17 protein-coding genes and 1 pseudogene are annotated in these 20153 nt (G+C 74.6%); 7 read left to right on the forward strand and 11 right to left on the reverse strand.

Annotation, left to right across the window (positions count from 1 at the left end; all coding sequences use genetic code 11):
• Window positions 1-149: 149 nt before the first annotated feature.
• The 3 genes and pseudogenes from ACWH4W_RS15755 to ACWH4W_RS15765 all read right to left on the reverse strand — a co-directional run bounded on the left by ACWH4W_RS15755 (window position 150) and on the right by ACWH4W_RS15765 (window position 4857).
• Window positions 150-2214 (reverse strand): annotated as a pseudogene (locus ACWH4W_RS15755) (neutral/alkaline ceramidase).
• A gap of 258 nt (window positions 2215-2472) precedes the next feature.
• Complete coding sequence (locus tag ACWH4W_RS15760) at window positions 2473-4068, reverse strand: alpha/beta hydrolase (RefSeq protein WP_473076355.1); 1596 nt, start codon at window positions 4066-4068, stop codon at window positions 2473-2475.
• Window positions 4069-4137: 69 nt separating this feature from the next.
• A complete protein-coding gene (locus ACWH4W_RS15765; protein WP_473076356.1) occupies window positions 4138-4857 on the reverse strand; it encodes a peptidyl-tRNA hydrolase in 720 nt (239 codons plus the stop codon).
• 123 nt (window positions 4858-4980) lie between these two features.
• On the opposite strand from ACWH4W_RS15765, the gene ACWH4W_RS15770 reads away from it, so the two are divergent.
• On the forward strand, window positions 4981-5346 hold the full coding sequence (locus ACWH4W_RS15770; protein WP_473076357.1) for a gas vesicle structural protein GvpA: 366 nt from the start codon (window positions 4981-4983) through the stop codon (window positions 5344-5346).
• Between the two features lie 75 nt (window positions 5347-5421).
• On the opposite strand, the gene ACWH4W_RS15775 is transcribed toward ACWH4W_RS15770, so the two are convergent.
• From ACWH4W_RS15775 to ACWH4W_RS15785, 3 genes are all read right to left on the reverse strand, one after another.
• Window positions 5422-5613, reverse strand: coding sequence for a hypothetical protein (locus tag ACWH4W_RS15775; protein ID WP_473076358.1), 192 nt, complete (start codon window positions 5611-5613; stop codon window positions 5422-5424).
• Between the two features lie 17 nt (window positions 5614-5630).
• Entirely contained in the window at window positions 5631-6473 is an 843-nt protein-coding gene (locus tag ACWH4W_RS15780) for a polysaccharide deacetylase family protein (protein ID WP_473076359.1), read from the reverse strand.
• 102 nt (window positions 6474-6575) lie between these two features.
• Window positions 6576-8102, reverse strand: coding sequence for an FAD-dependent oxidoreductase (locus ACWH4W_RS15785; RefSeq protein ID WP_473076360.1), 1527 nt, complete (start codon window positions 8100-8102; stop codon window positions 6576-6578).
• Window positions 8103-8229: 127 nt separating this feature from the next.
• Here ACWH4W_RS15785 and ACWH4W_RS15790 point away from each other — a divergent pair, with 127 nt between their 5' ends.
• Both ACWH4W_RS15790 and ACWH4W_RS15795 read left to right on the forward strand, forming a co-directional pair.
• A complete protein-coding gene (locus tag ACWH4W_RS15790) occupies window positions 8230-8625 on the forward strand; it encodes an ArsR/SmtB family transcription factor (protein ID WP_473076361.1) in 396 nt (131 codons plus the stop codon).
• On the forward strand, window positions 8622-9107 hold the full coding sequence (locus ACWH4W_RS15795; RefSeq protein ID WP_473076362.1) for an SRPBCC family protein: 486 nt from the start codon (window positions 8622-8624) through the stop codon (window positions 9105-9107). Before ACWH4W_RS15790 ends, ACWH4W_RS15795 begins: the two co-directional genes overlap by 4 nt.
• Window positions 9108-9164: 57 nt before the next feature.
• Here the strand turns inward: ACWH4W_RS15795 and ACWH4W_RS15800 are convergent, their stop codons facing one another.
• The 3 genes from ACWH4W_RS15800 to zapE all read right to left on the reverse strand — a co-directional run bounded on the left by ACWH4W_RS15800 (window position 9165) and on the right by zapE (window position 14441).
• Entirely contained in the window at window positions 9165-10562 is a 1398-nt protein-coding gene (locus ACWH4W_RS15800; RefSeq protein ID WP_473076363.1) for an alkaline phosphatase PhoX, read from the reverse strand.
• Window positions 10563-11264: 702 nt separating this feature from the next.
• On the reverse strand, window positions 11265-12719 hold the full coding sequence (locus ACWH4W_RS15805; RefSeq protein ID WP_473076364.1) for a SulP family inorganic anion transporter: 1455 nt from the start codon (window positions 12717-12719) through the stop codon (window positions 11265-11267).
• A 573-nt stretch (window positions 12720-13292) separates the two neighbouring features.
• On the reverse strand, window positions 13293-14441 hold the full coding sequence (gene zapE, locus ACWH4W_RS15810) for a cell division protein ZapE (protein WP_473076365.1): 1149 nt from the start codon (window positions 14439-14441) through the stop codon (window positions 13293-13295).
• Between zapE and ACWH4W_RS15815 the strand changes: the two genes are divergently transcribed.
• The 4 genes from ACWH4W_RS15815 to msrB all read left to right on the forward strand — a co-directional run bounded on the left by ACWH4W_RS15815 (window position 14440) and on the right by msrB (window position 17845).
• Window positions 14440-15261: a pyrimidine reductase family protein gene (locus ACWH4W_RS15815; RefSeq protein WP_473076366.1), complete on the forward strand. Its 822-nt coding sequence runs from the start codon at window positions 14440-14442 to the stop codon at window positions 15259-15261. The genes zapE and ACWH4W_RS15815 overlap by 2 nt on opposite strands.
• 218 nt (window positions 15262-15479) lie before the next feature.
• Window positions 15480-15953, forward strand: a complete 474-nt coding sequence (locus ACWH4W_RS15820) for an indole-3-glycerol phosphate synthase (protein WP_198602422.1) — start codon at window positions 15480-15482, stop codon at window positions 15951-15953.
• Window positions 15954-16034: 81 nt separating this feature from the next.
• Complete coding sequence (gene murC, locus ACWH4W_RS15825) at window positions 16035-17423, forward strand: UDP-N-acetylmuramate--L-alanine ligase (protein ID WP_473076367.1); 1389 nt, start codon at window positions 16035-16037, stop codon at window positions 17421-17423.
• A 14-nt stretch (window positions 17424-17437) separates the two neighbouring features.
• Window positions 17438-17845, forward strand: a complete 408-nt coding sequence (msrB, locus tag ACWH4W_RS15830; protein WP_473076368.1) for a peptide-methionine (R)-S-oxide reductase MsrB — start codon at window positions 17438-17440, stop codon at window positions 17843-17845.
• A gap of 96 nt (window positions 17846-17941) precedes the next feature.
• On the opposite strand, the gene ACWH4W_RS15835 is transcribed toward msrB, so the two are convergent.
• The gene (locus ACWH4W_RS15835) at window positions 17942-19348 is read right to left on the reverse strand and encodes a sensor histidine kinase (protein ID WP_473077510.1); all 1407 of its coding nucleotides are present in this window, start codon (window positions 19346-19348) and stop codon (window positions 17942-17944) included.
• A gap of 38 nt (window positions 19349-19386) precedes the next feature.
• Window positions 19387-20076 carry a response regulator transcription factor gene (locus ACWH4W_RS15840; RefSeq protein WP_471588701.1) on the reverse strand — a complete coding sequence of 230 codons (690 nt, stop codon included), beginning with the start codon at window positions 20074-20076 and terminating at the stop codon, window positions 19387-19389.
• Window positions 20077-20153: the final 77 nt, after the last annotated feature.

Raw genomic sequence — 20153 nt, forward strand, 5'->3', positions numbered from 1 at the left:
CGGCCCCCGGCACGCCCGCACCGGGCGTGCCGGGGATATGACCCGGCGCCCCGCGCGCGAACCGTCCCACGGCCGCCTTCAGAGGAACATTTGAGGTTGGACAGGCCGTCACGACAGGCGCCCGGCCCGTCGTCGGAGGTGTGCGTCCCTCAGCGCACCTGGAAGGCCGTCGACACGCCCGTGATCGACGAGACCTTCCCGCCCAGGCTCTTCGCGTCGCCGTGGTAGACGACGCGGTAGGTGCCCGAGGGGGTGCCCCGGGGGATGTCCCAGGTGATCGTGACCTTGGACGCGGCGATCCCGTCGCGGGCCCAGTGGAAGCGGGTCGCCCAGTCGCCGTCGTCGGCGACGGTGCGCCAGGCCCCGCCGGAGTCCCGCCGCTCGATCCGCAGATACGTGTCACCGCGGTGCAGGTCGTTGCCCGGGTGGGCGCCCGCGAAGACGACCTCGACGCGTTCCCCCGCCCGGTAGTTCTCCCGCGGCCGCACCAGCACGTCGCCGAACGCCCGGAACAGGGGCGGCGCGTCCAGCACCACGCCGGGCTGGAGCGAGAGCACCGTGCCGGACAGGTCCGGCGGCTCGGGGCCGAGCGGCAGGTCCGTGCCGTCGCGCAGGGACACCGCCAGCTCGGCCGCGGTCTGCTGGAGCGCCGGGAGACTGCCAGCGCCCGAAGAGGGTGCTGCCGCCCTCGTAGTGCTGGGCGTCGTACTCCTCCGGCGTGGTCACGTAGTGGACGTACGCGTTGCTGTAACCGGCGACGAGGACGTCGTCGAGGTCCGCGCCGACGATCCCGGCGACCGTGCGCCGCAGTCGCAGGCCCGCGCAGACGGTGACCTCGCCGGGGATGCCGATCAGGTGGAGACCGCCGATGCGCACCAGCATCACCGGCACCCGCTCCTGCACCCACGGGTAGACGCGGTTCATCTCCCCGATCGGCACGAAGACGTCCTTCGGCGCCTGCGCCTGCCTCAGCTCGGGGGACACCGTGTAGACGACCGAGTTGGATATGGCGTCCCAGAACGGGTTCTCGCCCTCCTCGAAGCCGGGGAAGGCCGGGCCGTCCTCCAGGCTGCCCGCCGCCATCGCCGCGCCGACGCACGGTGCGGACGTGCGGTGCGTTTGCCCGTCGCCGGTGAACTCCGGGCGCACGGTGACGTCGGAGAGGTCCACGTACACCATCCGCGAGTCGACCGGCCCGGACAGCCGCGTGCCGGGCTTCTCCGCCTGGGCCGCCGCCGCCTCGTACTGGCGCAGTCCGTTGGCGCGGGTGGCCTCGAAGTCGGCGGGCGTCGTGGGCGGCACCAGGTCCAGGTTGGGCGACATGTCGCCGCTGTTGGTCTGGGCGAACGCGGAGACGAACGCCGGGGAACCGTCGGCCAGGTAGTCGACGCCGTGGACCTCGCGCTCCCAGTGGTGGGCCGCGTAGCCCTTGTTGTCGGCACTGATCAGGCGGTTGTCGCCGGACATGCTGGTGCCGTGCACCGGGAACCAGTTGACCGCCCCGACCGTGCGGCCCCCGCGCTCCACCCGCAGCAGGGTGGTGAGGGTGTCGACGCCGTCCGGGAAGTGGTCCCGGTCGGCCTTGGGGTTGCGGTCGAAGGCGGCCCGCGAGCGGTTGACGCTCGCACCGGTCAACGTGCCGTGGCTGAGGACCAGTTCGGACGGGGCCAGATCGTCGTGCGCGTTGCGCGCCGCCTCGAACAGGCCGTCCGCCACCGCCTCGAAGGTCGCCCGGTGGAAGCCGAACGTCGTGGTGTTGTAGAGGAGGTGGTGCGCGTGGCCGCCGGGCCCCGCGTGGGTGTGGGTGGCGGTGATGAGCACGTTCCGCTCGGTGTACAGACCGCCGTACGCCTGCTTCAGCCGTCGCAGCACCGCCCGGTGCACGCTCTCGAAGATCATCGGGGAGTCGGCGACGATCAGCAGCACGCGGCGCCCGCTCGCCTCCTCGGCCACGACGAACGCCCGTGCCCGCAGGCGGGTGTGCAGCCCCGCCGCCTGCTGGTCGAACCGGCCGTACCCCATCATGCCGACCTCGGCGACCTCGCCGGTGGCGTCGGAGATGCCCCGGCCGACGAGATAACCGCCGTCGCCTTCCGCGGCGGCGGCCGCGGCGGGAGAGGGGACCAGGTGCGCGCCCGCCAGCCCGAGGCCGGTGGCGGCCCCCGCCTTCAGGACGGTCCGGCGGTCGCGCAAGGGAGGACGTTCCGCGGTCATACGCTGCTCCTCAGGCTCGGTCGGCCCCCCGGGCGGGCGGAACATGAACAACCTTCACGTTCCGCGCGCTTCCTTGGTACACCGCCTGCCATGAACACGGCAAGAGGATGTGCGCGGCCGGAGAAGGGTTCGCACGGCGGCCGGCGCCGCGACGGGAGCGGCACGGTGACGCGCACACCGCGGACACGACGGAGCCGGCCCGGCCGGTCCGCAGATCACGGACCCACCGGGCCGGCTCCCGCCGTTTCGGGGGCGGCGTCACCCCTTGCCCTGGAGCGGCTCCCGCTCGCACACGGTCCCCGCGGCCGGCACCGTGCCGTCCAGCAGGTACGCGTCCACGGCCTCGCGCACACAGGTGTTGCCGGAGCCGTACGCGCCGTGGCCCTCGCCCTCGTAGGTGAGTTCCACTCCCACGCCCTCGCCGAGGCGCTCCGCCATCCGCGCGGCGCCCCCGTGAGGCGTGGCCGGGTCGCCGGTGGTGCCGACGAGCAGGACCGGCGGCGCGCCCGGCGCGCTCACGTCCGGGTGCTCGGCCCTGCCCGGCACCGGCCAGCCGGCGCACTGCAGCGCGCCCCACACCAGGGTGTCGCCGAAGAGGGGGGATGCCTCCTCGAACGCGGCGGCCCGTTCCCGCACGTCGTCCACGGTGTAGCGGTCGCTGCGGTCGGCGCAGGTGATGGCGGTCCGGGCGTCCTGCCGGCCGCTGTAGCCGCCGGCGTGCAGGCCGCTGAGCGCGTCCGCGAGGCCGAGCAGGGTCTCGCCCTCGTCGGCGGCGAGCAGGTGCAGCCCCACCTCCAGGGCGGGCCACGCGGTCTCCAGGTGGAGCGCCCGGACGACGGCGTCGATCAGCTGGGAGCCGGTGAGCACCCTGTCCCCGCCGACGGCCAGCGGCTCGTCGTCCAGGGTCTCCTCCAGCCCCATGACGAGCCGCGTGACCTCCTCCGGGCTGTCGCCGAGCGCGCAGCCGGTGTCCACGCACCACCGGGCGAAGTGGTCGAACGCGAGCTGGAACCCGCCCGCCTGCGCGAGCGCGCCCTCCATCCGGTCCAGCGTCGGGTCCACGACGCCGTCCAGGACGGCACGGCCCACGTGCTCAGGGAACAAGTGGGCGTAGACGCCGCCCAGTTCGGTGCCGTAGGAGATCCCGAAGTAGTGCAGCTTCTCGTCACCGAGCAGATGACGCAGCAGGTCCATGTCGCGGGCGGCGTCCTCGGTGCCCACGTGCGGCAGCACGCGGCCCGACTCCCGTGCGCAGGCGTCCGCGTACCGCTGCCGCGCCTGGAGCAGGGCGGTCACCTCGACGTCGCCGTCGTCGGGGGTGTCGTCCTGCTCGGCGCTCGCCTGTGCCGCCTGGGCGTCCAGGCAGGCGACCCCGGCGCTCGCGCCGACCCCGCGCGGGTCGAAGCTCACCAGGTCGTAACGGGAACGGAGGTGTTCGTAGTCGGGGGCGAGGGCGGGCAGGGCGGCCACCCCGGACTCGCCGGGCCCGCCGAAGTTGAACAGCAGCGAGCCGATGCGGTCGGCGGCGTCCGCGCGGGACGCCGCCCTGATCAGGGCGATGTCGACGGTCTCGCCGCCGGGTCTGTCCCAGTCCAGCGGCGCCCGCATGCCGGCGCACTGCCAGCGGGTGCCGTCCGGCAACGGCTCGGGCGCCTCTCCTCCGCCCTGCAGGGGGGACGGTGCGGGGCAGTCCTTCCAGTCGAGGGACTGCGCCCATATCCGTCCGCGGTCGTCCTCCTCGCCGCCTCCGCCCGCGGCCCCGCCCTCACCGGCCGGGCCGCAGGCGGCCAGGGAGGCGGAGAGCAGGACGGCGCCGGACAGCAGGGCAGCGGCTGTCGTACGTCGTATCGGCATGCGCCCAGCCTCCGGCCGCCCAACGGCCGCCGCACGGCCGCGCGTCCATCCGGGGGACGCGTCTCGGGGTCAGCGCAGGGCCGGGTGGTCCGCCACGACGGTGCACGAGCCGGGGGCGATCTCCGTGAAGCCGGCGTCGCGCACCGTGGGCAGGCCGCCGACGGTCAGCGCGGGCCAGTCGGCGGGGTCGGCGGTGCGCACGGCGAGCGGGAAGCCGGCCGCCCGCCAGGCCTCACGGGCCGCGTCCGGCAGTTCCCACCAGGCGAGTTGGGCACCGTGACCGGCCTGGGCCATCGCCTTGCCGGCCGACATCTCCAGGTCCGGGTTCATCCAGAGCGCCGGCACGCCGGGGTCCGCCGGGGGCACCGGATCGGGGTCGTCGAGGTCGGTGCCGGACACCTGGAGCCGGGCCAGGTCCTTGGGCCAGCCGTCCAGCGGCACCGGCGGGAAGACCCGCACCTCGGCCGCCTTCCCGGTCACGGTGATCCCGGGGAGCGCCTCCGCGCGCCGCCACTCCGCGCCGCGCGCCCGCCGCACCACCTTGCGGATCCGGGCGTCCTGCCAGTCGCGCACCGCCTGCGCCCACTCGCCCTCGCCCGCCGACCGCTCGTCGGTCAGCATCGTCAGGACCGCGCGGGCCGCCGTCTCCAGGGCGTCGGTACGGGCGGGCGGCGCGGCCCGCTCGATACGGACCACGAGGGGCAGCACGAACTGCGGGGCCGCGTCACGGTCACCCGGGTCGGGGCGGGAGGGGCTGTCGGGGGCGGGTGTCGTCCGGTCGTCGTTCACCCGGCCAGTGTGCCAAGCGGGACGGGGGCGCTGTCGGGCGGATCCGGGCCGGCCCGGCCGGCCCGGAGGGACATCAAGGGGCGTCGAGCGGGCACCAGGGTGGGGGGAAGGGGCTGATGGCCGATGACTCAGGTGGTGCCGCAGCGTGGCGGGGGAGGTTCCAGCGGTCTCTACGACGTACTGGAGCTGATCCTCGACCGAGGGCTGGTGATCGACGCGTTCGTGCGGGTGTCCCTGGTCGGTATCGAGATACTCAAGATCGACATTCGCATCGTGGTGGCCAGCGTGGACACCTACTTGCGCTTCGCCGAGGCGTGCAACCGGCTCGATCTGGAGTCCGGGCCGCGCAAGCCCGCCGGACTGACCGAACTCCCGGACAAGATGCGCGAGTCGGGCTCCCGGGGAGCGGCCAAGGGGCTGCTGTCCGGTGCCGTGGAGACCATCTCCGAGGCCTTCCAGCAGGCGCGTGAGGAGCCGAGGCGGAAGTAGCGCAGGGCGCACCCCTCACCGGCAGAAGGTCCCGGTCGTCCGCGGGGGCCGCTCCCGCCCTCCCCGCGAGGTCGGTCAGCCGGAGCAGGAGGTGCGTTCCGCCTCCCGCCACTCGCAGACCGGGCACAGCGTGACGCCCTTGTACGTCTCCGGGTACTCCGTCGGCTCCTGGCACTGGACGCACGCCGCGTACGGCGGGCCGTCCGCCTTCGGCGGGCGGCCCGTGCCGACGAGGCAGTAGTCGCGGTCGGTCACGTCGTCGCTCATGCCTCCAGCGTAGGACGTCAGCCGCGGCCGTTCGCGGCGCCGATCAGCTCGGAGACCTTCACGAAGCGGTACCCCTGGCGGCGCAGCTCCGGGACGACCGCCCGCACCGCCTGCTCCGTCGTCGGGGCGGCGCTGCGGGTGCAGTGCAGGACGACCACCGAACCGGGCCGCACCCCGTCCAGCACCTGCCGGGCCACCGCGTCCGCGTCGGTGGCGAAGGCGTCGCCGCCGACGACGTCCCACTGCACGGCCGTGACGCCGGCCGGGGTGAGCGCCTTCAGCGCCCGCCGGTCGTGACAGCCGCCGGGGAAGCGGAAGTACGGCATCGGATCGGGCACGCCCACCGCCCGGAACACCTGGTACGCCCGCTCCACGTCGGCCCGCATCCGCTCCTCCGGCACCGTGGGCAGGCCGTAGCAGTCGCCGGTGAAGGCGTAGTGGCTGTACGAGTGGTTGGCGACCTCGAAGAGCGGGTCCCGGCCGATGGCACGGGCCTGGTCCGGGTACTCCTCGGCCCACCGGCCCGTCATGAACACCGTCGCCGGCACCTCCAGCGCCCGCAGCGTCTCGATCAGCCGCGGATGGTCGAAGCGCTCGCCCGCCGCGGCCCGCGGGCCCTGGTCGGCGGTCATGTCGGCGTCGAAGGTGAGGGCGACGGTCTTCCCGGCGTCCCGGGGGCCGTGCTCGAAGACCGGGGTGAGGCCCGCGGGCCCCGCGGCGAGCGTGGGGGGAGCCGACGGGGCGGCGGGGGAGGGCGCGGGGGCGGGCCGCCGTGCGGCGGGTCCGGCGGTGGCGCCGCAGGCGGTGAGGGCGGCGGCGAGGGCACAGGCGGCGATGACACGACGTGAAAGTGTGATCACCGTATGACAGTAGGGTGGTCCGCGGCGGGGGCCGTCGCGGCTCGGGCGGAGGGGGCGGCGCGCTCACCCGGTCGGCGGGGGCCGCCCCTCCGGAAAGCGGGTTCAGATGTCCCGCCGCTCCAGCGGCTTGGTCGCCGGACCCTGGACGACCTTGCCGTCCGTGTCGAAGCGGGACCCGTGGCACGGGCACTCCCACGCGCGCTCGGCCGCGTTGAAGTCGACCAGGCAGCCCATGTGGGTGCAGCGGGCGGAGACCGCGTGCAGGGCGCCGTCGTCGTCCCGGTAGACCGCCAGCCGGCCGCCCTTCGTGCGCACCACCGCGCCCTCGCCCGGCGGCAGCGCCTCCACCGGCGGCGACGGACGCAGCCGGTCGCCGACGAAGTGCCCCGCGACCTGCGCCTGGTGCTTGAGGAAGGCCGGCGCCTCACGCACGGCGGAGGCCAGGCGCCGCGGGTCGTACAGCCCGGCCCAGGCGCACTCCCCGCCGGTGATCTGCGCGGCGAGCAGCCGGCCCGCCATCATGCCGCCGCTCATGCCCCAGCCGCCGAATCCGGTGGCGACGTACGCGTGCCGGGCGCCCGGGTGCAGCGGTCCGACCAGCGGCACCGTGTCGGTGGGGTCGTTGTCCTGGGTGGCCCAGAAGTGGGTCAGCTCCACGCCGGGGAAGTGCCGGCGGGCCCACTGTGCCAGCCGGTCGAAGCGGGCGCGGGTGTCGCCGGTGCCGGGCGTGAAGTGCTCGCCGGTGACCACCAGCAGCCGACGGGAGGCGTCGTCGCCGTAGGGCGCGGTGCGCACCGAGCGGGTGCCCTCCTCGGGGGTGATGTACATGCCGTCCGGGTCCAGCCCGGCCGGGACCGGGCCGGCGACGACCAGCTCGCGGCGCGGGGAGAGGCGGGTGAACAGCATCGCCCGGTCGAAGAGCGGGTAGTGGGTGGCGACCACGACGTCCCGGGCCGTGACGGAGGCCCCGGTCGCCGTCGACAGCCGGCACGGCTCGCCCTCTTCCAGGCCCAGCACGGTGGTGTCCTCGTACAGGCGGCCGCCGTGCGCCTCGATGTCGTCGGCGAGCGCCAGCAGGTACTTGCGCGGGTGGAACTGCGCCTGGTCCGTCACCTCCACCGCCCCCGCCACCGGGAACGGCAGCCCGGTCTCCGTCACGAAGGACGCGGGCAGGCCCGCCTCCCGCGCGGCCCGCGCCTCCGCGCGCACCTCGTCCACCCGGTCGGCGTCCGTGACGTAGGTGTACGCGCTGCGGCGCTCCCACGCGCAGTCGACGCCGAGCTCCGCCACCACCCCGGCGGTCCGCTCGATGGCCTCCGCCTGCGACCTGGCGTACAGCCGCGCGCCCTCGCCGCCGCGGGTGCGGCGCAGTTTGTCGTAGACGAGCGAGTGCAGCGCGGTGATCTTCGCCGTGGTGTGCCCGGTGACGCCCGCCGCGATCCGGTCGGCCTCCAGCACGGCGACGCTGCGCCCGGCCCGGGCCAGCTCCCACGCCGTGCACAGACCGGCGATGCCGCCGCCGATCACCGCCACGTCCACGTCGAGGTCGTCGTCCGGCGCGGGGCGGCGCTCCCCGCCGGGCGCGGTGTTCAGCCAGTACGAGTCACCCGAGTGCTGCTTCTCCGTCATGCGGGGGCGGGTACCCCGGTGTCGGGGCTTCACGGCGGGCGGGTTCCGCGGTGACCCGGCCGGGCGGTGCGGGCGGGGCGGACGGTGCGGTTGCGGGCGTGGGGGCGAGGACGTAACGTACAACCAAATGGTTGTAGATGGGATCGACGAGGCCGACCGGGCCGTGGACCGGCTGTTCCACGCGCTGGCCGACGCGACGCGTCGCGACATGCTCCGCCGCTGTGTCCGCGGTGAGCTGTCCGTGTCACGGCTGGCCGCCGCGTACCCGATGAGCTTCGCGGCGGTGCAGAAACACGTCACGGTGCTGGAGCGGGCCGGACTGGTCACCAAGGAGCGCCGCGGACGGGAGCGGCTCGTGCGCACCGACGTCGAGGCGGTGGCCCGCGCGCGGCGGGCGCTCGACGCGCTGGAGTCGGCCTGGCGGGCCCGGGTGGACCGGATGTCCGGCCTGCTCTCCGAGGAGGACGGCGCGGACACCGGCCGGCAGCCCGCACCGAGCGACAGGAAAGGAACGGACGGATGACTGTCACCCGTGTCGACAAGGACGTCGACACCCTCACACTCACCCTCGTCGCGGACTTCACCGCACCGGTGGAGCGGGTCTGGCGGCTGTGGGCCGACCCGCGGCTGCTGGAGCGCTGGTGGGGCCCGCCCGGGTACCCGGCGACCGTCGAGGAGCACGACCTCACCCCGGGCGGCGCCGTGACGTACTACATGACCGGACCGGAGGGTGACAAGTTCGGCGGCTGGTGGCGGGTCTCCTCGGTCACGCCGCCGACGGCCCTGGAGTTCACCGACGGCTTCGCCGGCCAGGACGGGCGGCCGGACCCGGAGATGCCGGTCACCACGGTCCGGATGACGCTCACCGGGCGCGAGGGCGGGACGCGGATGGAACTGCGGTCCGTGTTCGACAGCCGGGAGCAGATGGAGCAACTGGCCGAGATGGGCATGGTGGAGGGCATGAGCCAGGCCGTCGGCCAGATGGACGCGCTGCTGGAGGGCTGAACGGCGCAACGGGAGCGCGGGGGCGGGCGTCGCGGTGCCCGCCCCCGCGCTCCCGTGTCAGCGGCGCCAGGGTCCGGTCACGGCGAACGTCGTGCCCGGGTCGTAGACGTTGACGTACATCGTCCGGCCGTCCGGGGAGAACGTGACGCCGGCGAACTCGCCCCACTCCGGGTCCTCTGCCGTGCCCGTGTTCTGGCGGTTGCGGGCCATCGGGTAGACCTCGCCGAGCCGGGTGACGCCGTAGACGTGCTGGGCGCCGCCGCCGTCCTCGCACACCATCAGGCCGCCGCTGGGCGCGAGGCAGATGTTGTCCGGGGACTCGCCCGGCAGCTGGATGTCGGTGTCCGGGCCGAAGACGATCACCAGGGTGAGGCGGCGGCGGTCCGGGTCGTAGCGCCAGATCTGCCCGTAGTGGTCGGCGGCCGAGCCGTCGGCGGCGCGGGCGAAGGACGACACGAAGTAGACGGAACGGCCGCCCCAGTAGCACCCCTCCAGCTTCTGCGCGTGGGTGATGCCCTTCGGACCGAAGTCCTGGAACCGGATGGGGGTCTCGACGGCCAGCGGGTCCGGTACGTCGACCCACTCGATGCCGTCGAAACGGGCGCCGGTCTCCTGGATCGAGGACAGGTCCGGGACCCCCGGCACCCGCATCGCCTGGAGCCTGCCGCCCGCGCGCAGCGAGCCCGTGCCGCCCAGCGGCCTCCTCGGCAGGAAGCGGTAGAACAGCCCGAAGGGGCGCTGGAAGGCGTCCTCCGTCTCGTAGACCACGCCCCGCTGCGGGTCCACCGCGACCGCCTCGTGCTGGAAGCGGCCCATCGCGGTCAGCGGTACGGCGCCGGTGCGGCGGGGGTCGGCGCCGTCGACCTCGAAGATGAAGCCGTGGTCCTCGGCGTAGCCGTTGACGCCGGCCTTGTCCTCGGTCTCCTCGCAGGTCAGCCAGGTGTTCCACGGGGTGGGGCCGCCCGCGCAGTTGACGGCCGTACCGGCGATCGCCACCCGCTCGGAGACCACCCGGCCGCTCCGGTCGAGGGTCAGGGCGGTGCAGCCGCCCTTGGCCTCCGGGTCGTACGTCAGCCCGTCGACCGCCGGGACCGGGACTCTGCCGGTGACGCGGTTCTCGTGGTTGCGGACCAGGTGGGTACGGCCCTGCCGGCCGGCGAAGGCGGCCATGCCGTCGTGGTTGGAGGGGACGGGCCCCTCACCGGAGCTCAGCGGGTCGCCCTCCCGGGAGAGCACCGTGTAGCGGAAGCCCTCGGGCAGGTCGAGCAGTCCGTCGGGGTCGGGGACCAGGTCGCCGTAGCCGGTGTGGCCGAGGTGCTGAGCGGCGGAGGTGCCGGTGAACAGTTCGGACAGGGCGCCGGTGAAGGCGATGCCGACGCCCACGGCACCGGAACGGGCGAGCAACTGGCGTCGGGTTGTTGCCGTGGAGCCGTGGGGGGACCCGTTTTCTGGCATGGGGAAACCTTCCTGCTGGCGGACAGGAACTGTGACCCCGCCGTGTCTATCACCTGCCGCCGATCCCGTGAACCACGCGAGCCGCCCGTGTCCCGCGGGGCGGGCCCGCCCCTGGGGACCCCGCAGTCCGTCCTGGACTCCGGCCCGCTGAGGGACGCCCGGGCGCACTGAGGGACGCTCCGGGCCCGCTGAGGGACGGCCCGGGCCGGCTGAGGGACGCTCCGGGCCCGCTGAGGGACGGCCCGGGCCGGCTGAGGGACGCTCCGGGGTCCTGGGACGCCGGAACGGCCGGGCGCCCGACGCCTCGGTCGTCCGGGTCGGCCCGGACGGGGCCTCACCACCGGAGGGGCCGGTCGCCCCCCCGGACCCCCGGAACTGCCGGAACCCCCGGAACTGCCGGAACCCCCGGAACCCCCGGAACCCCCGGGGCGCCTGGCACCCCGGCCACCGGGCCGATCGGCCACTCGGGTTCCCCGGGCCGCCGGGCCGGCCGGGGACTTGGGGCGGGGCCGCCGGGCCGGCCGGGGGTCCGGGGCTCAAACCGCCGGGCCGGCCGGGGATCCGGGGAGCCCGGGGACTCCGGCGGCTCCGGGGACCCGGTGCCCGGGCCACCGGGCCGGCCGCCCGAGCCGCCGGGTGGGCGGGTGGGCGGGTGCTGGGCACCGCCCGCCCAGGCGCGGCCCCCGCCGCCCGACGGGCACGTCATCGCGTCGTCAGCCGCACCGGCGGCGTGTCCGACGCGCTGTGCCGTTCCGCCCAGTGGTTCAGCGCCGTGCTGCACGCGTGGTCCAGGTGATGGAGGGCCGTGAGGTCGAGTTCGACCGGGCGGTCCTGGGGGAGGGACTCCAGGGTGTCGAGGATCTTGGGGAGGCGCAGGAACGTCGCGTTGCCCGAGAGGCGGACCTGGACGGGGCCCGCACCCTTGTCCGTGACCTCCAGCTTGACCTTCGAGGACTCCCAGGCCGTCTTCACCACCGACAGGGCCAGCCCGATCAGCACGCCCTCGAACATGTTGACCGCGACGATCGACACGGCCGTGACGACCAGGACCAGCGCCTCGCCCCGCTGGCCGCGCCACAGGGCGGCCAGCCCCCGGAAGGGGATCAGCTTCCAGCCCGCGTGGATCAGGATGCCCGCCAGCGCGGGCAGCGGGATCAGGGCGAGCGCGGACGGCAGCAGCGCGGCGAACAGCAGCAGCCACACGCCGTGCAGCACCCGGGACGCCTTGGTCCTCGCACCCGCCTGGACGTTGGCCGAACTGCGCACGATGACCGCGGTCATCGGCAGCGCGCCGAGCAGCCCGCAGACCGTGTTGCCCGCGCCCTGCGCCACCAGCTCCTTGTTGTAGCGGGTGCGCGGTCCGGTGTGCAGCCGGTCCACCGCGGCCGCGCTGAACAGGCTCTCCGCGGAGGCGATGAGGGCGAAGGCGACGATCGTGCCCAGCACGCCCACGTCCGCGAGGACACCGAAGGTGTCCATGCCGGGTGGCTGGACCGACTCGAACAGCCCCCGCACCTCGACCGTGGCGACCGGCATGGCGAACGCCGCCGTGACCGCCGTCGCCAGGAGCACCGCGGCGAGCGCGCCCGGCACGGCCCCGGCCGGTGCCGGAAGCCTCCGCCACAGCACCATCACCGCGACCGTGCCCGCGCCCACCGCCAGCGAGGCGAGCGCCTCCCGGCCGGCGAGCGCGTCCGCGGCGGCCCCGGGCAGTCCGAGGAGCTTGTCGATGCCGCCGGCGGGCGCCTCGAGGCCGGCGGCGGCGTAGAGCTGGCCGGCGATGAGGACCAGGCCGATGCCGGCCAGCATGCCCTCGATCACGGACAACGACATCGCCCGGAACCAGCGGCCGAGCCGCAGCGCCCCCATGGCGAGCTGGAGCAGCCCGGCGGCGAGCACGATGACGCCGAGCGCGGGCAGCCCGTAGGAGTCGACCGCCTGGTAGACCAGCACGGTGAGCCCGGCGGCCGGGCCGGACACCTGGAGGCTGCTGCCCGGCAGCAGGCCGGTCACCAGACCGCCCACGATGCCGGTGACGAGGCCGAGTTCGGCGGGGGCCCCGGAGGCCACGGCGACGCCCACGCACAGCGGGAGGGCGACGAGGAACACGACGAGCGAGGCGGCGACGTCCTGCCGCAGATGGGGGAAGCGGAGCACGCGGGCCCTCACCGGGTCCGGCACGCGCGGACGGCGGCGCGCTCGGTGGCGGCGGAGGACGGTACGGCGACGGGGGAGAGGGTTCCGGCGCGGCGGGCGGACGGTTCAGGGCGCCGGCCGGGCGAGCGGGGGTGGTCGGCGAAAGGGCGGTGCATCTGTTTCCTCCTGGCGCGTGTGGGGACGCGTCGGACTGCACGACGAGGACCGGCCCGCTGATCGTCGGCCCGCGTGGTGACGGACCGTATACGCGGATGCGGTGGAAGGTCGCGGGAGTCGCGGGACGGGGGTGACCGAGGTAAAGCGACGGCAAGGGCCAGGGGTGCGGCCTTCGGTCGCCCGGCCTCGTAACACGCGTACCTGTCAAGGTGGTTCGCACCCGGTGCCGCAGGTCCGCGCATGGTCAACGGTTGGTCAAGAACACGGTAACCCTGCGTGGTCCTTCGCACCCTCTCGCAGGAGGGCCGCGCCGCAGTCAGCCCGAAAAGAACACGTGGGTTGGCGCGATCGCTCCCGTGTCCGCCGATGGCCCGTTCGGGTGTCGGACGTCCGTGCGGCGAGCCGGTGCCGCCCGGGTCAGACGGGGTCCACGGTGTCCGCGAGCCGCTTGGCGTCCCTGGCCAGTGCGGTGAGGCGGGAGATCGCGCGGAAGTACTTCTTGCGGTAGCCGCCCTTCAGCATCTCCTCGCTGAAGAGCCGGTCGAACGGCAGCCCCGACGCGAGCACCGGCACCTCACGGTCGTACAGCCGGTCCGCGAGGACCACGAGCCGCAGGGCGGTCGACTGGTCCGGCACCGGACGCACCCCGGTGAGGCACACCGCGCCGATGCCGTCGGTGAGGGCGCCGTAGCGGCTGGGGTGGACCCGCGCGAGGTGGTCCAGCAGGTCGGGGAAGGCGTCCAGCGACGCCCCCCCGGTGGCGTGCGCCACCCGGGTCACCGTGTCGTCGGAGTACGGCGGCGGCGCCTCGGGCAGCCCCCGGTGCCGGTAGTCCTCGCCGTCGATGCGCAGGGCGCGGAAGTGCGCCGACAGGCCCTGGATCTCGCGCAGGAAGTCCGCCGCGGCGAACCGGCCCTCGCCGAGCTTGCCCGGCAGGGTGTTGGAGGTGGCGGCGAGCGCGACGCCCGCCTCGACCAGCTTGCCGAGCAGGGTGGAGACCAGCACGGTGTCGCCCGGGTCGTCCAGCTCGAACTCGTCGATGCACAGCAGCCGGTGCCCGGAGAGGGTCGTGACGGTCTGCTGGAAGCCCAGCGCGCCCACCAGGTTGGTCAGCTCCACGAACGTGCCGAACGCCTTGAGCTCCGGATCGGCCGGGGTGGCGTGCCACAGCGAGGCCAGCAGGTGCGTCTTGCCGACGCCGTAACCGCCGTCGAGGTAGACGCCGCGCGGCCCGGACGGGGCCTTCTTCGGCGCCTTGCCGAAGCCGAACAGCCGGCGCCGGCCCGAGTCGCCGGCCGGCTTCCCGCCGAGGCCGGCCGCGAAGCCCTCGAGGACGCGCACGGCCTCGGTCTGGCTCGGCTGGTTCGGGTCGGGTATGTACGTGTCGAAGCGGACGGCGTCGAACCGCGGCGGCGGCACCATCTCGGCGACGAGCCGGTCCGCGGGGACGTGCGGCTCGCGGGCGCACAGGGAGAGCGGAGCCACGGAGGCTGCCGGGCCGGGACGGGAGGCTGCGGAGGACGACACGGTCCCCCATCGTACGGGGCGTGGAAGACTGCCTGACATGCGACGCCTGTTCCCCGTGACCGACGAGACCCACACGACCCGCGCGACCCGCGCGACCGACGGGACGGTGGCCGCCGGCGGGGCGGACGGCCGTGAGTGGAGTCTGGCCGAGCTGGCCGCCGCCTACGCCTACCCCGGGCCCGGCCCGGAGGGCCGTGAGCCGTGGCTGCGCGGCAACATGGTCTCCACCCTCGACGGCGCCGCCCAGCACGAGGGCCGCTCGCAGCCCATTTCCTGCCCGGCCGACATGCGGATCTTCGGCGTGCTGCGGGCCCTGGCGGACGTGGTCGTGGTCGGCGCGGAAACGGTTCGGCAGGAGGGGTACCGCCCGGCCCGCGCCCGCGCCGAGTTCGCGGCGGCCCGCGAGGCCGCCGGGCAGGCCCCGGCGCCCGCGATCGCGGTGGTCACGGCGAGCCTGGACCTCGACTTCTCGCTGCCCCTGTTCACCTCCCCGGTCGTGCCCACCCTGGTCCTCACCGGCGCCGGGGCCGACCCGGAGCGCATGGCCGCCGCCGAGGAGGCGGGCGCCCGTGTGGTCCTCGCCGGCGAGGGGACCGGGGTGGACCCGGAGCGGGCCGTGCGGGTCCTCGCCGAGCTGGGGCACACCCGGCTGCTGACCGAGGGCGGTCCCCGGCTGCTGGGCCGGCTGATCGCCGCCGGGGTGCTGGACGAGCTGTGCCTCACCGTCTCGCCGATGCTCACATCCGGTGACGCTCAGCGCATCGCCGGTGGACCCTCGGTGACACTTCCGCGGCGTTACGCGCTGTCGTCGGTGTTGGAGGAGGACGGATTCCTGTTCACGCGTTACCGGCGGGCCTGACCGGGCCCGGCCGCCGGGTGTGGAAGTCCGGAAGGAGGACAAGCGGTACGACGCCGCCGGTCCGGCGATCGGCGGAACGACGCGCCCGTCCCGCACGGTGACGGGCGAGACTGGATCCCGGCCGTACGCGCGCCCGCACGGGGAAGGATGATCCCCGGGGGCCCGGCCCGGCCACGAGCAGAGGGCCCGCGGGTCCTCCGAGGAGTAAGGGGCGCCTGGTGTTCACCAGCGTACTGATGATCGAGAAGGCCCTGACGTCCGCCGACGTGGAGTTCGTCACCACCCTGCACGGCGACGAGCCGGTCGCCTTCCACGTCCTGCTCCAGCCGCGCGGCGAACAGGCCGACCGGCTGCTGAGAGCCATCGACGACGTCGCGCTCGGCGAGCTCGACGAGGCCGTGCGCGAGGGCGAGACCCCCGAGGGCGAGGAGGCCCGCTCCATGGGTGAGCGGGCGCTCGCGGTCTCCCTCCAGGCGCTGCGCGCGACCGGCGACACCGCCGAGGGCCGCCTCGTCACGGACCATCCGCTGGACGCGCTGAAGAAGCTGGTCGAGGAGGTCGGCGCGGACGAGGTGATCGTCCTGACCGACCCGCACTACGTGGAGGAGTTCTTCCACCGCGACTGGGCCTCCCGGGCCCGCCACAAGGTCGGCGTGCCGGTGCTGAAACTCTTCTCCCACAGCAAGGCATAGGCTGGGGCCGCGCTCCTGCGGCTCGGCCCGCGAGGGCGCCAAGACCGTCGTCCCGCTCGTCGCACCACTGGGAGAACACGCATGGCACCCGGCCTTCCCACCGCCATGGACCGACCGCACTTCATCGGCATCGGCGGCGCCGGGATGTCGGGCATCGCCAAGATCCTCGCGCAGCGCGGCGCGCAGGTGGCCGGCAGCGACGCCAAGGACTCGGCGACCGCCGACGCCCTGCGCGGCCTCGGCGTCACCGTGCACATCGGGCACGCCGCCGGGCACCTCGCCGACGACGCCAGCTGCGTCGTGGTCTCCTCCGCGATCCGCGAGGACAACCCCGAGCTGCGGCGCGCCGCCGAGCTGGGCATCCCCGTGGTGCACCGCTCCGACGCCCTCGCCGCCCTGATGGACGGCCTGCGCCCGATCGCGGTGGCCGGCACCCACGGCAAGACCACCACCACCTCCATGCTGGCGGTCGCCCTCACCGAGCTGGGCCGCGAGCCGTCGTACGCCATCGGCGGCGACCTCGACGCCCCCGGCTCCAACGCGCTGCACGGCACGGGCGAGATCTTCGTCGCCGAGGCCGACGAGTCCGACCGCAGCTTCCACCGGTACGCGCCCGAGGTCGCGATCATCCTCAACGTGGAGCTGGACCACCACGCCACCTACGCGTCCATGGAGGAGATCCACGCGTCCTTCGAGACGTTCGTCGGCCGGATCGTGCCCGGCGGCACCCTGGTGATCTCCGCCGACCACGAGGGCGCCCGCGAGCTGACCCGACGGCTGGACGGCTCGGTGCGGACCGTGACGTACGGGGAGTCCGCCGACGCCGACGTGCGCGTGCTGTCGGTCGTCCCGCAGGGGCTGAGGAGCGAGGTGACCGTCGAGCTGGACGGCGCCCCGCTCACCTTCACCGTGTCGGTGCCCGGCAGGCACTACGCGCACAACGCGGTGGCCGCGCTCGCCGCGGGCGTCGCGCTCGGTGTCCCCGCCGCCGAGCTGGCCCCCGCGCTGGCCGCGTACACCGGCGTCAAGCGCCGCCTCCAGCTCAAGGGCGAGGCGGCCGGCGTGCAGGTCGTCGACTCCTACGCGCACCACCCGACCGAGATGACCGCGGACCTGGAGGCGATGCGCGCCGCCGCCGGGGACTCCCGCATCCTCGTCGTCTTCCAGCCCCACCTGTTCTCCCGCACCCGCGAGCTGGGCAAGGAGATGGGCCAGGCCCTCGCCTTGGCCGACGCCTCGCTGGTGCTGGACATCTACCCGGCCCGTGAGGACCCGGTCCCCGGTGTCACCAGCGAACTGATCATCGAGGCGGCCCGGGCGGCCGGCGCGGACGTGACGGCCGTCCACGACGCGGCGGAGGTCCCCGGCGCGGTGGCGGGAATGGCCGGGCCCGGCGATCTCGTTCTCACCATGGGAGCGGGCGACGTCACCGACCTCGGCCCGCGCATCCTGGACCGTCTGTCGAACTAAGGGGCTGGAACCTCATGCCGTACGACGTGGAGAAGCCGGACGAGCAGTGGCGCGCGGAGCTGTCGCCGTCCGAGTACGCCGTTCTGCGCCAGGCGGCGACCGAACCCGCCTTCACCGGTGAGTACACGGACACCAGGACCGAGGGCGTGTACTCCTGCCGCGCCTGCGGCGCGGAGCTGTTCACCTCGGACACGAAGTTCGCGTCGCACTGCGGCTGGCCGTCCTTCTACGACCCGAAGGACACCGACGCCGTGGAGCTGGTCGAGGACCGCTCGCACGGCATGGTGCGCACCGAGGTGCGCTGCGCCCGCTGCGGCTCGCACCTCGGGCACGTCTTCGAGGGCGAGGGCTATCCGACGCCCACGGACCAGCGGTACTGCATCAACAGCATCTCGCTGCGCCTGGAGCCCGCCGAGTCCTGATCCGCCGGCCCGCTCCTCACCACCCGGCAGGCACCGGGTGGCCGGGGAGCGGGGCCGGTGCGGGCCGGCCGCGCGGACCGGGCGGCACGCGCGTTCTCACCGCACCCCCCGCGACGGCAGCCGCACCGTGAACACCGTCGCGCCCGGTCCGCTCGTCAGGTCGATGTCGCCGCCGTGGGCGCGGGCCAGGGAACGGGCGACCGCCAGGCCCAGCCCGCTGCCGCCGCGGTCGCGGGTGCGGGCCTTGTCGACGCGGTAGAAGCGGTCGAAGACCCGCTCCCGGTGGTCCGCCGGGATGCCCGGACCCGCGTCGGCGACGCGCACCAGGGCCGTGTCGCCGGCGGTCGCGACCTCGACGGACACCGGGGTGCCGGGCGGGGTGTGCACGGCGGCGTTGGCGAGCAGGTTGTCCAGCACCTGCCGCACCCGTTGCGGATCGAGGCGGAGGAGCAGGGGGGCGGAGGCGCTCACCGTCACGGTGAGCGGGTGCGTCGGACGGCCCGCCCGGAACGCGTCCGCCGCCTGCTGCACCAGCTCCGTCAGATCCGTGTCGGCCGTCCGCAGCGGCGCCTCGACCTCGGCCGCGTCCAGCCGGGCGAGCAGCAGCAGGTCGTCGAGCAGGTCGCCCATCCGTGCCGCCTCGGCCCGCAGCCGTCCCAGGTGCTTCTCCCGCTCGGCGGGTTCGTTCGCGGCGGCGTACCGGAACAGGTCCGCGTAGCCGCGCACCGACATCAGCGGGGTGCGCAGTTCGTGCGAGGCGTCCGCGACGAACCGGCGCAGCCGCAGCTCCGCCTCCGCGCGGACCGCGAGGGAGTCGTCGATGTGCTCCAGCATCCTGTTGAACGCCGTGCGCAGCTCGGCCACCTCGCGCCCGCCGTCGCGTCCGTCCGCGCGCAGCGGCAGCCGGGCCGCCGACTCGGTCAGGTCGTGCGAGGTGATGCCGTGGGCGGTGTGCGCCATGTCGCTCAGCGGTTTCAGCCCGCGCCGCAGCATCCGCCGTCCGAACACCACCAGCGCCGTCAGCGCCAGCGCGAACACCACCACCTGCACGGTGACCAGCCGTTCGACGGTCTTCTCCACGTCCTCCACCGGAGCGGCGCTCACCAGCACCACCCCCGGCTCCACCTCGCAGCCGCGCAGCCGGTACGTGCCCTCCCCGTCGATCCGCGCGGTGCGCATCAGCTCGGTGTCGGAGTGCGCCATCGCCCGTGCCAGGTCGGCCAGCGGCCGGGTGTCGCCGGGCACGTCGGCGGGCCTGCGCAGCGTGACCCCGCCGCCGCTGACGTCGTACACCGCCGTGTACCAGCCGTAGTACGGCTTGCGCCGCACCGTGCCGTGGGCCGCCGCGTCCTTGGCCTGCACGGTCTGGATGAGCTTCAGCTGTTCGCCGAGCTGCTGTTCGAGGTAGTCCCGCATGTACGCGGTGAGCGCCGTGCCGACGACCGCGAACACCGCCAGCGACAGCACCCCGAGGCCCAGCGCCAGCCGGGTGCCCAGCCGCATCCGCCGGTAGGTGTCCCGCAGCCGCCGGGCCGGCGCCCTCACTCCGCCGCCTGCCGGATCACGTATCCGAAGCCCCGCACGGTCCGGATCAGCGGCGCGCCGGTGGCGTCCAGCTTGCGCCGCAGCCGGCTGACCACCAGCTCCACCACGTTGGACCGGCCGCCGAAGCCGTACTCCCAGACGTGGTCCAGGATCTGCGCCTTCGTCAGCACGGTCGGCGAGCGGCGCATCAGGTAGCGCAGCACCTCGTACTCGGTCGGGGTGAGCGCCAGCAGGTGCTCCCCGCGCCGCACCTCCCGGGTGTCCTCGTCCAGCGTCAGGTCGCCCACCCGCAGCACCGACCGCTGGAAGTCCGGGCCCGCGCTGCGCCGCAGCACCGTCCGCAGCCGCGCCATCAGCTCCTCGACGGCGAACGGCTTGACCAGGTAGTCGTCCCCGCCCCGGGTCAGCCCCGCCACCCGGTCGGCGACCCCGTCCCGCGCGGTGAGGAACACCACCGGCACCATCCGCCCGGAGCGGCGCAGCCCGTCCAGCACCCCGAACCCGTCGACGTCCGGCAGCATCAGGTCCAGCACCACGATGTCCGGGCGGAACGCGTCGGCCCGGCGCAGCGCCTCCTCCCCGGAATGGGCGGTGACCGCCTCCCAGCCCTCGTACCGGGCGACCGTCGCCACCAGGTCGGCTATCGGAGGGTCGTCGTCCACCACGAGCAGTCGCACTCTGTCCACCCGCTCATACTGCGCCACCGCACCCCTCCCGCCCGAGGGCGCTGCGCGACCGGGACCCGATCGACAGCGAACCGACA

The sequence above is a fragment of the Streptomyces sp. DSM 120436 genome (assembly GCF_055778765.1).

Excerpts from the sequence above, each read along its gene's own strand:
- ACWH4W_RS15760 (WP_473076355.1), bottom strand. The coding sequence starts at position 4,068 with ATGCCGATACGACGTACGACAGCCGCTGCCCTGCTGTCCGGCGCCGTC.
- ACWH4W_RS15770 (WP_473076357.1), top strand. The coding sequence starts at position 4,981 with ATGACTCAGGTGGTGCCGCAGCGTGGCGGGGGAGGTTCCAGCGGTCTC.
- ACWH4W_RS15775 (WP_473076358.1), bottom strand. The coding sequence starts at position 5,613 with ATGAGCGACGACGTGACCGACCGCGACTACTGCCTCGTCGGCACGGGC.
- ACWH4W_RS15785 (WP_473076360.1), bottom strand. The coding sequence starts at position 8,102 with ATGACGGAGAAGCAGCACTCGGGTGACTCGTACTGGCTGAACACCGCG.
- ACWH4W_RS15790 (WP_473076361.1), top strand. The coding sequence starts at position 8,230 with ATGGTTGTAGATGGGATCGACGAGGCCGACCGGGCCGTGGACCGGCTG.
- ACWH4W_RS15795 (WP_473076362.1), top strand. The coding sequence starts at position 8,622 with ATGACTGTCACCCGTGTCGACAAGGACGTCGACACCCTCACACTCACC.
- ACWH4W_RS15800 (WP_473076363.1), bottom strand. The coding sequence starts at position 10,562 with ATGCCAGAAAACGGGTCCCCCCACGGCTCCACGGCAACAACCCGACGC.
- ACWH4W_RS15815 (WP_473076366.1), top strand. The coding sequence starts at position 14,440 with ATGCGACGCCTGTTCCCCGTGACCGACGAGACCCACACGACCCGCGCG.
- zapE (WP_473076365.1), bottom strand. The coding sequence starts at position 14,441 with ATGTCAGGCAGTCTTCCACGCCCCGTACGATGGGGGACCGTGTCGTCC.
- murC (WP_473076367.1), top strand. The coding sequence starts at position 16,035 with ATGGCACCCGGCCTTCCCACCGCCATGGACCGACCGCACTTCATCGGC.
- msrB (WP_473076368.1), top strand. The coding sequence starts at position 17,438 with ATGCCGTACGACGTGGAGAAGCCGGACGAGCAGTGGCGCGCGGAGCTG.
- ACWH4W_RS15835 (WP_473077510.1), bottom strand. The coding sequence starts at position 19,348 with ATGCGGCTGGGCACCCGGCTGGCGCTGGGCCTCGGGGTGCTGTCGCTG.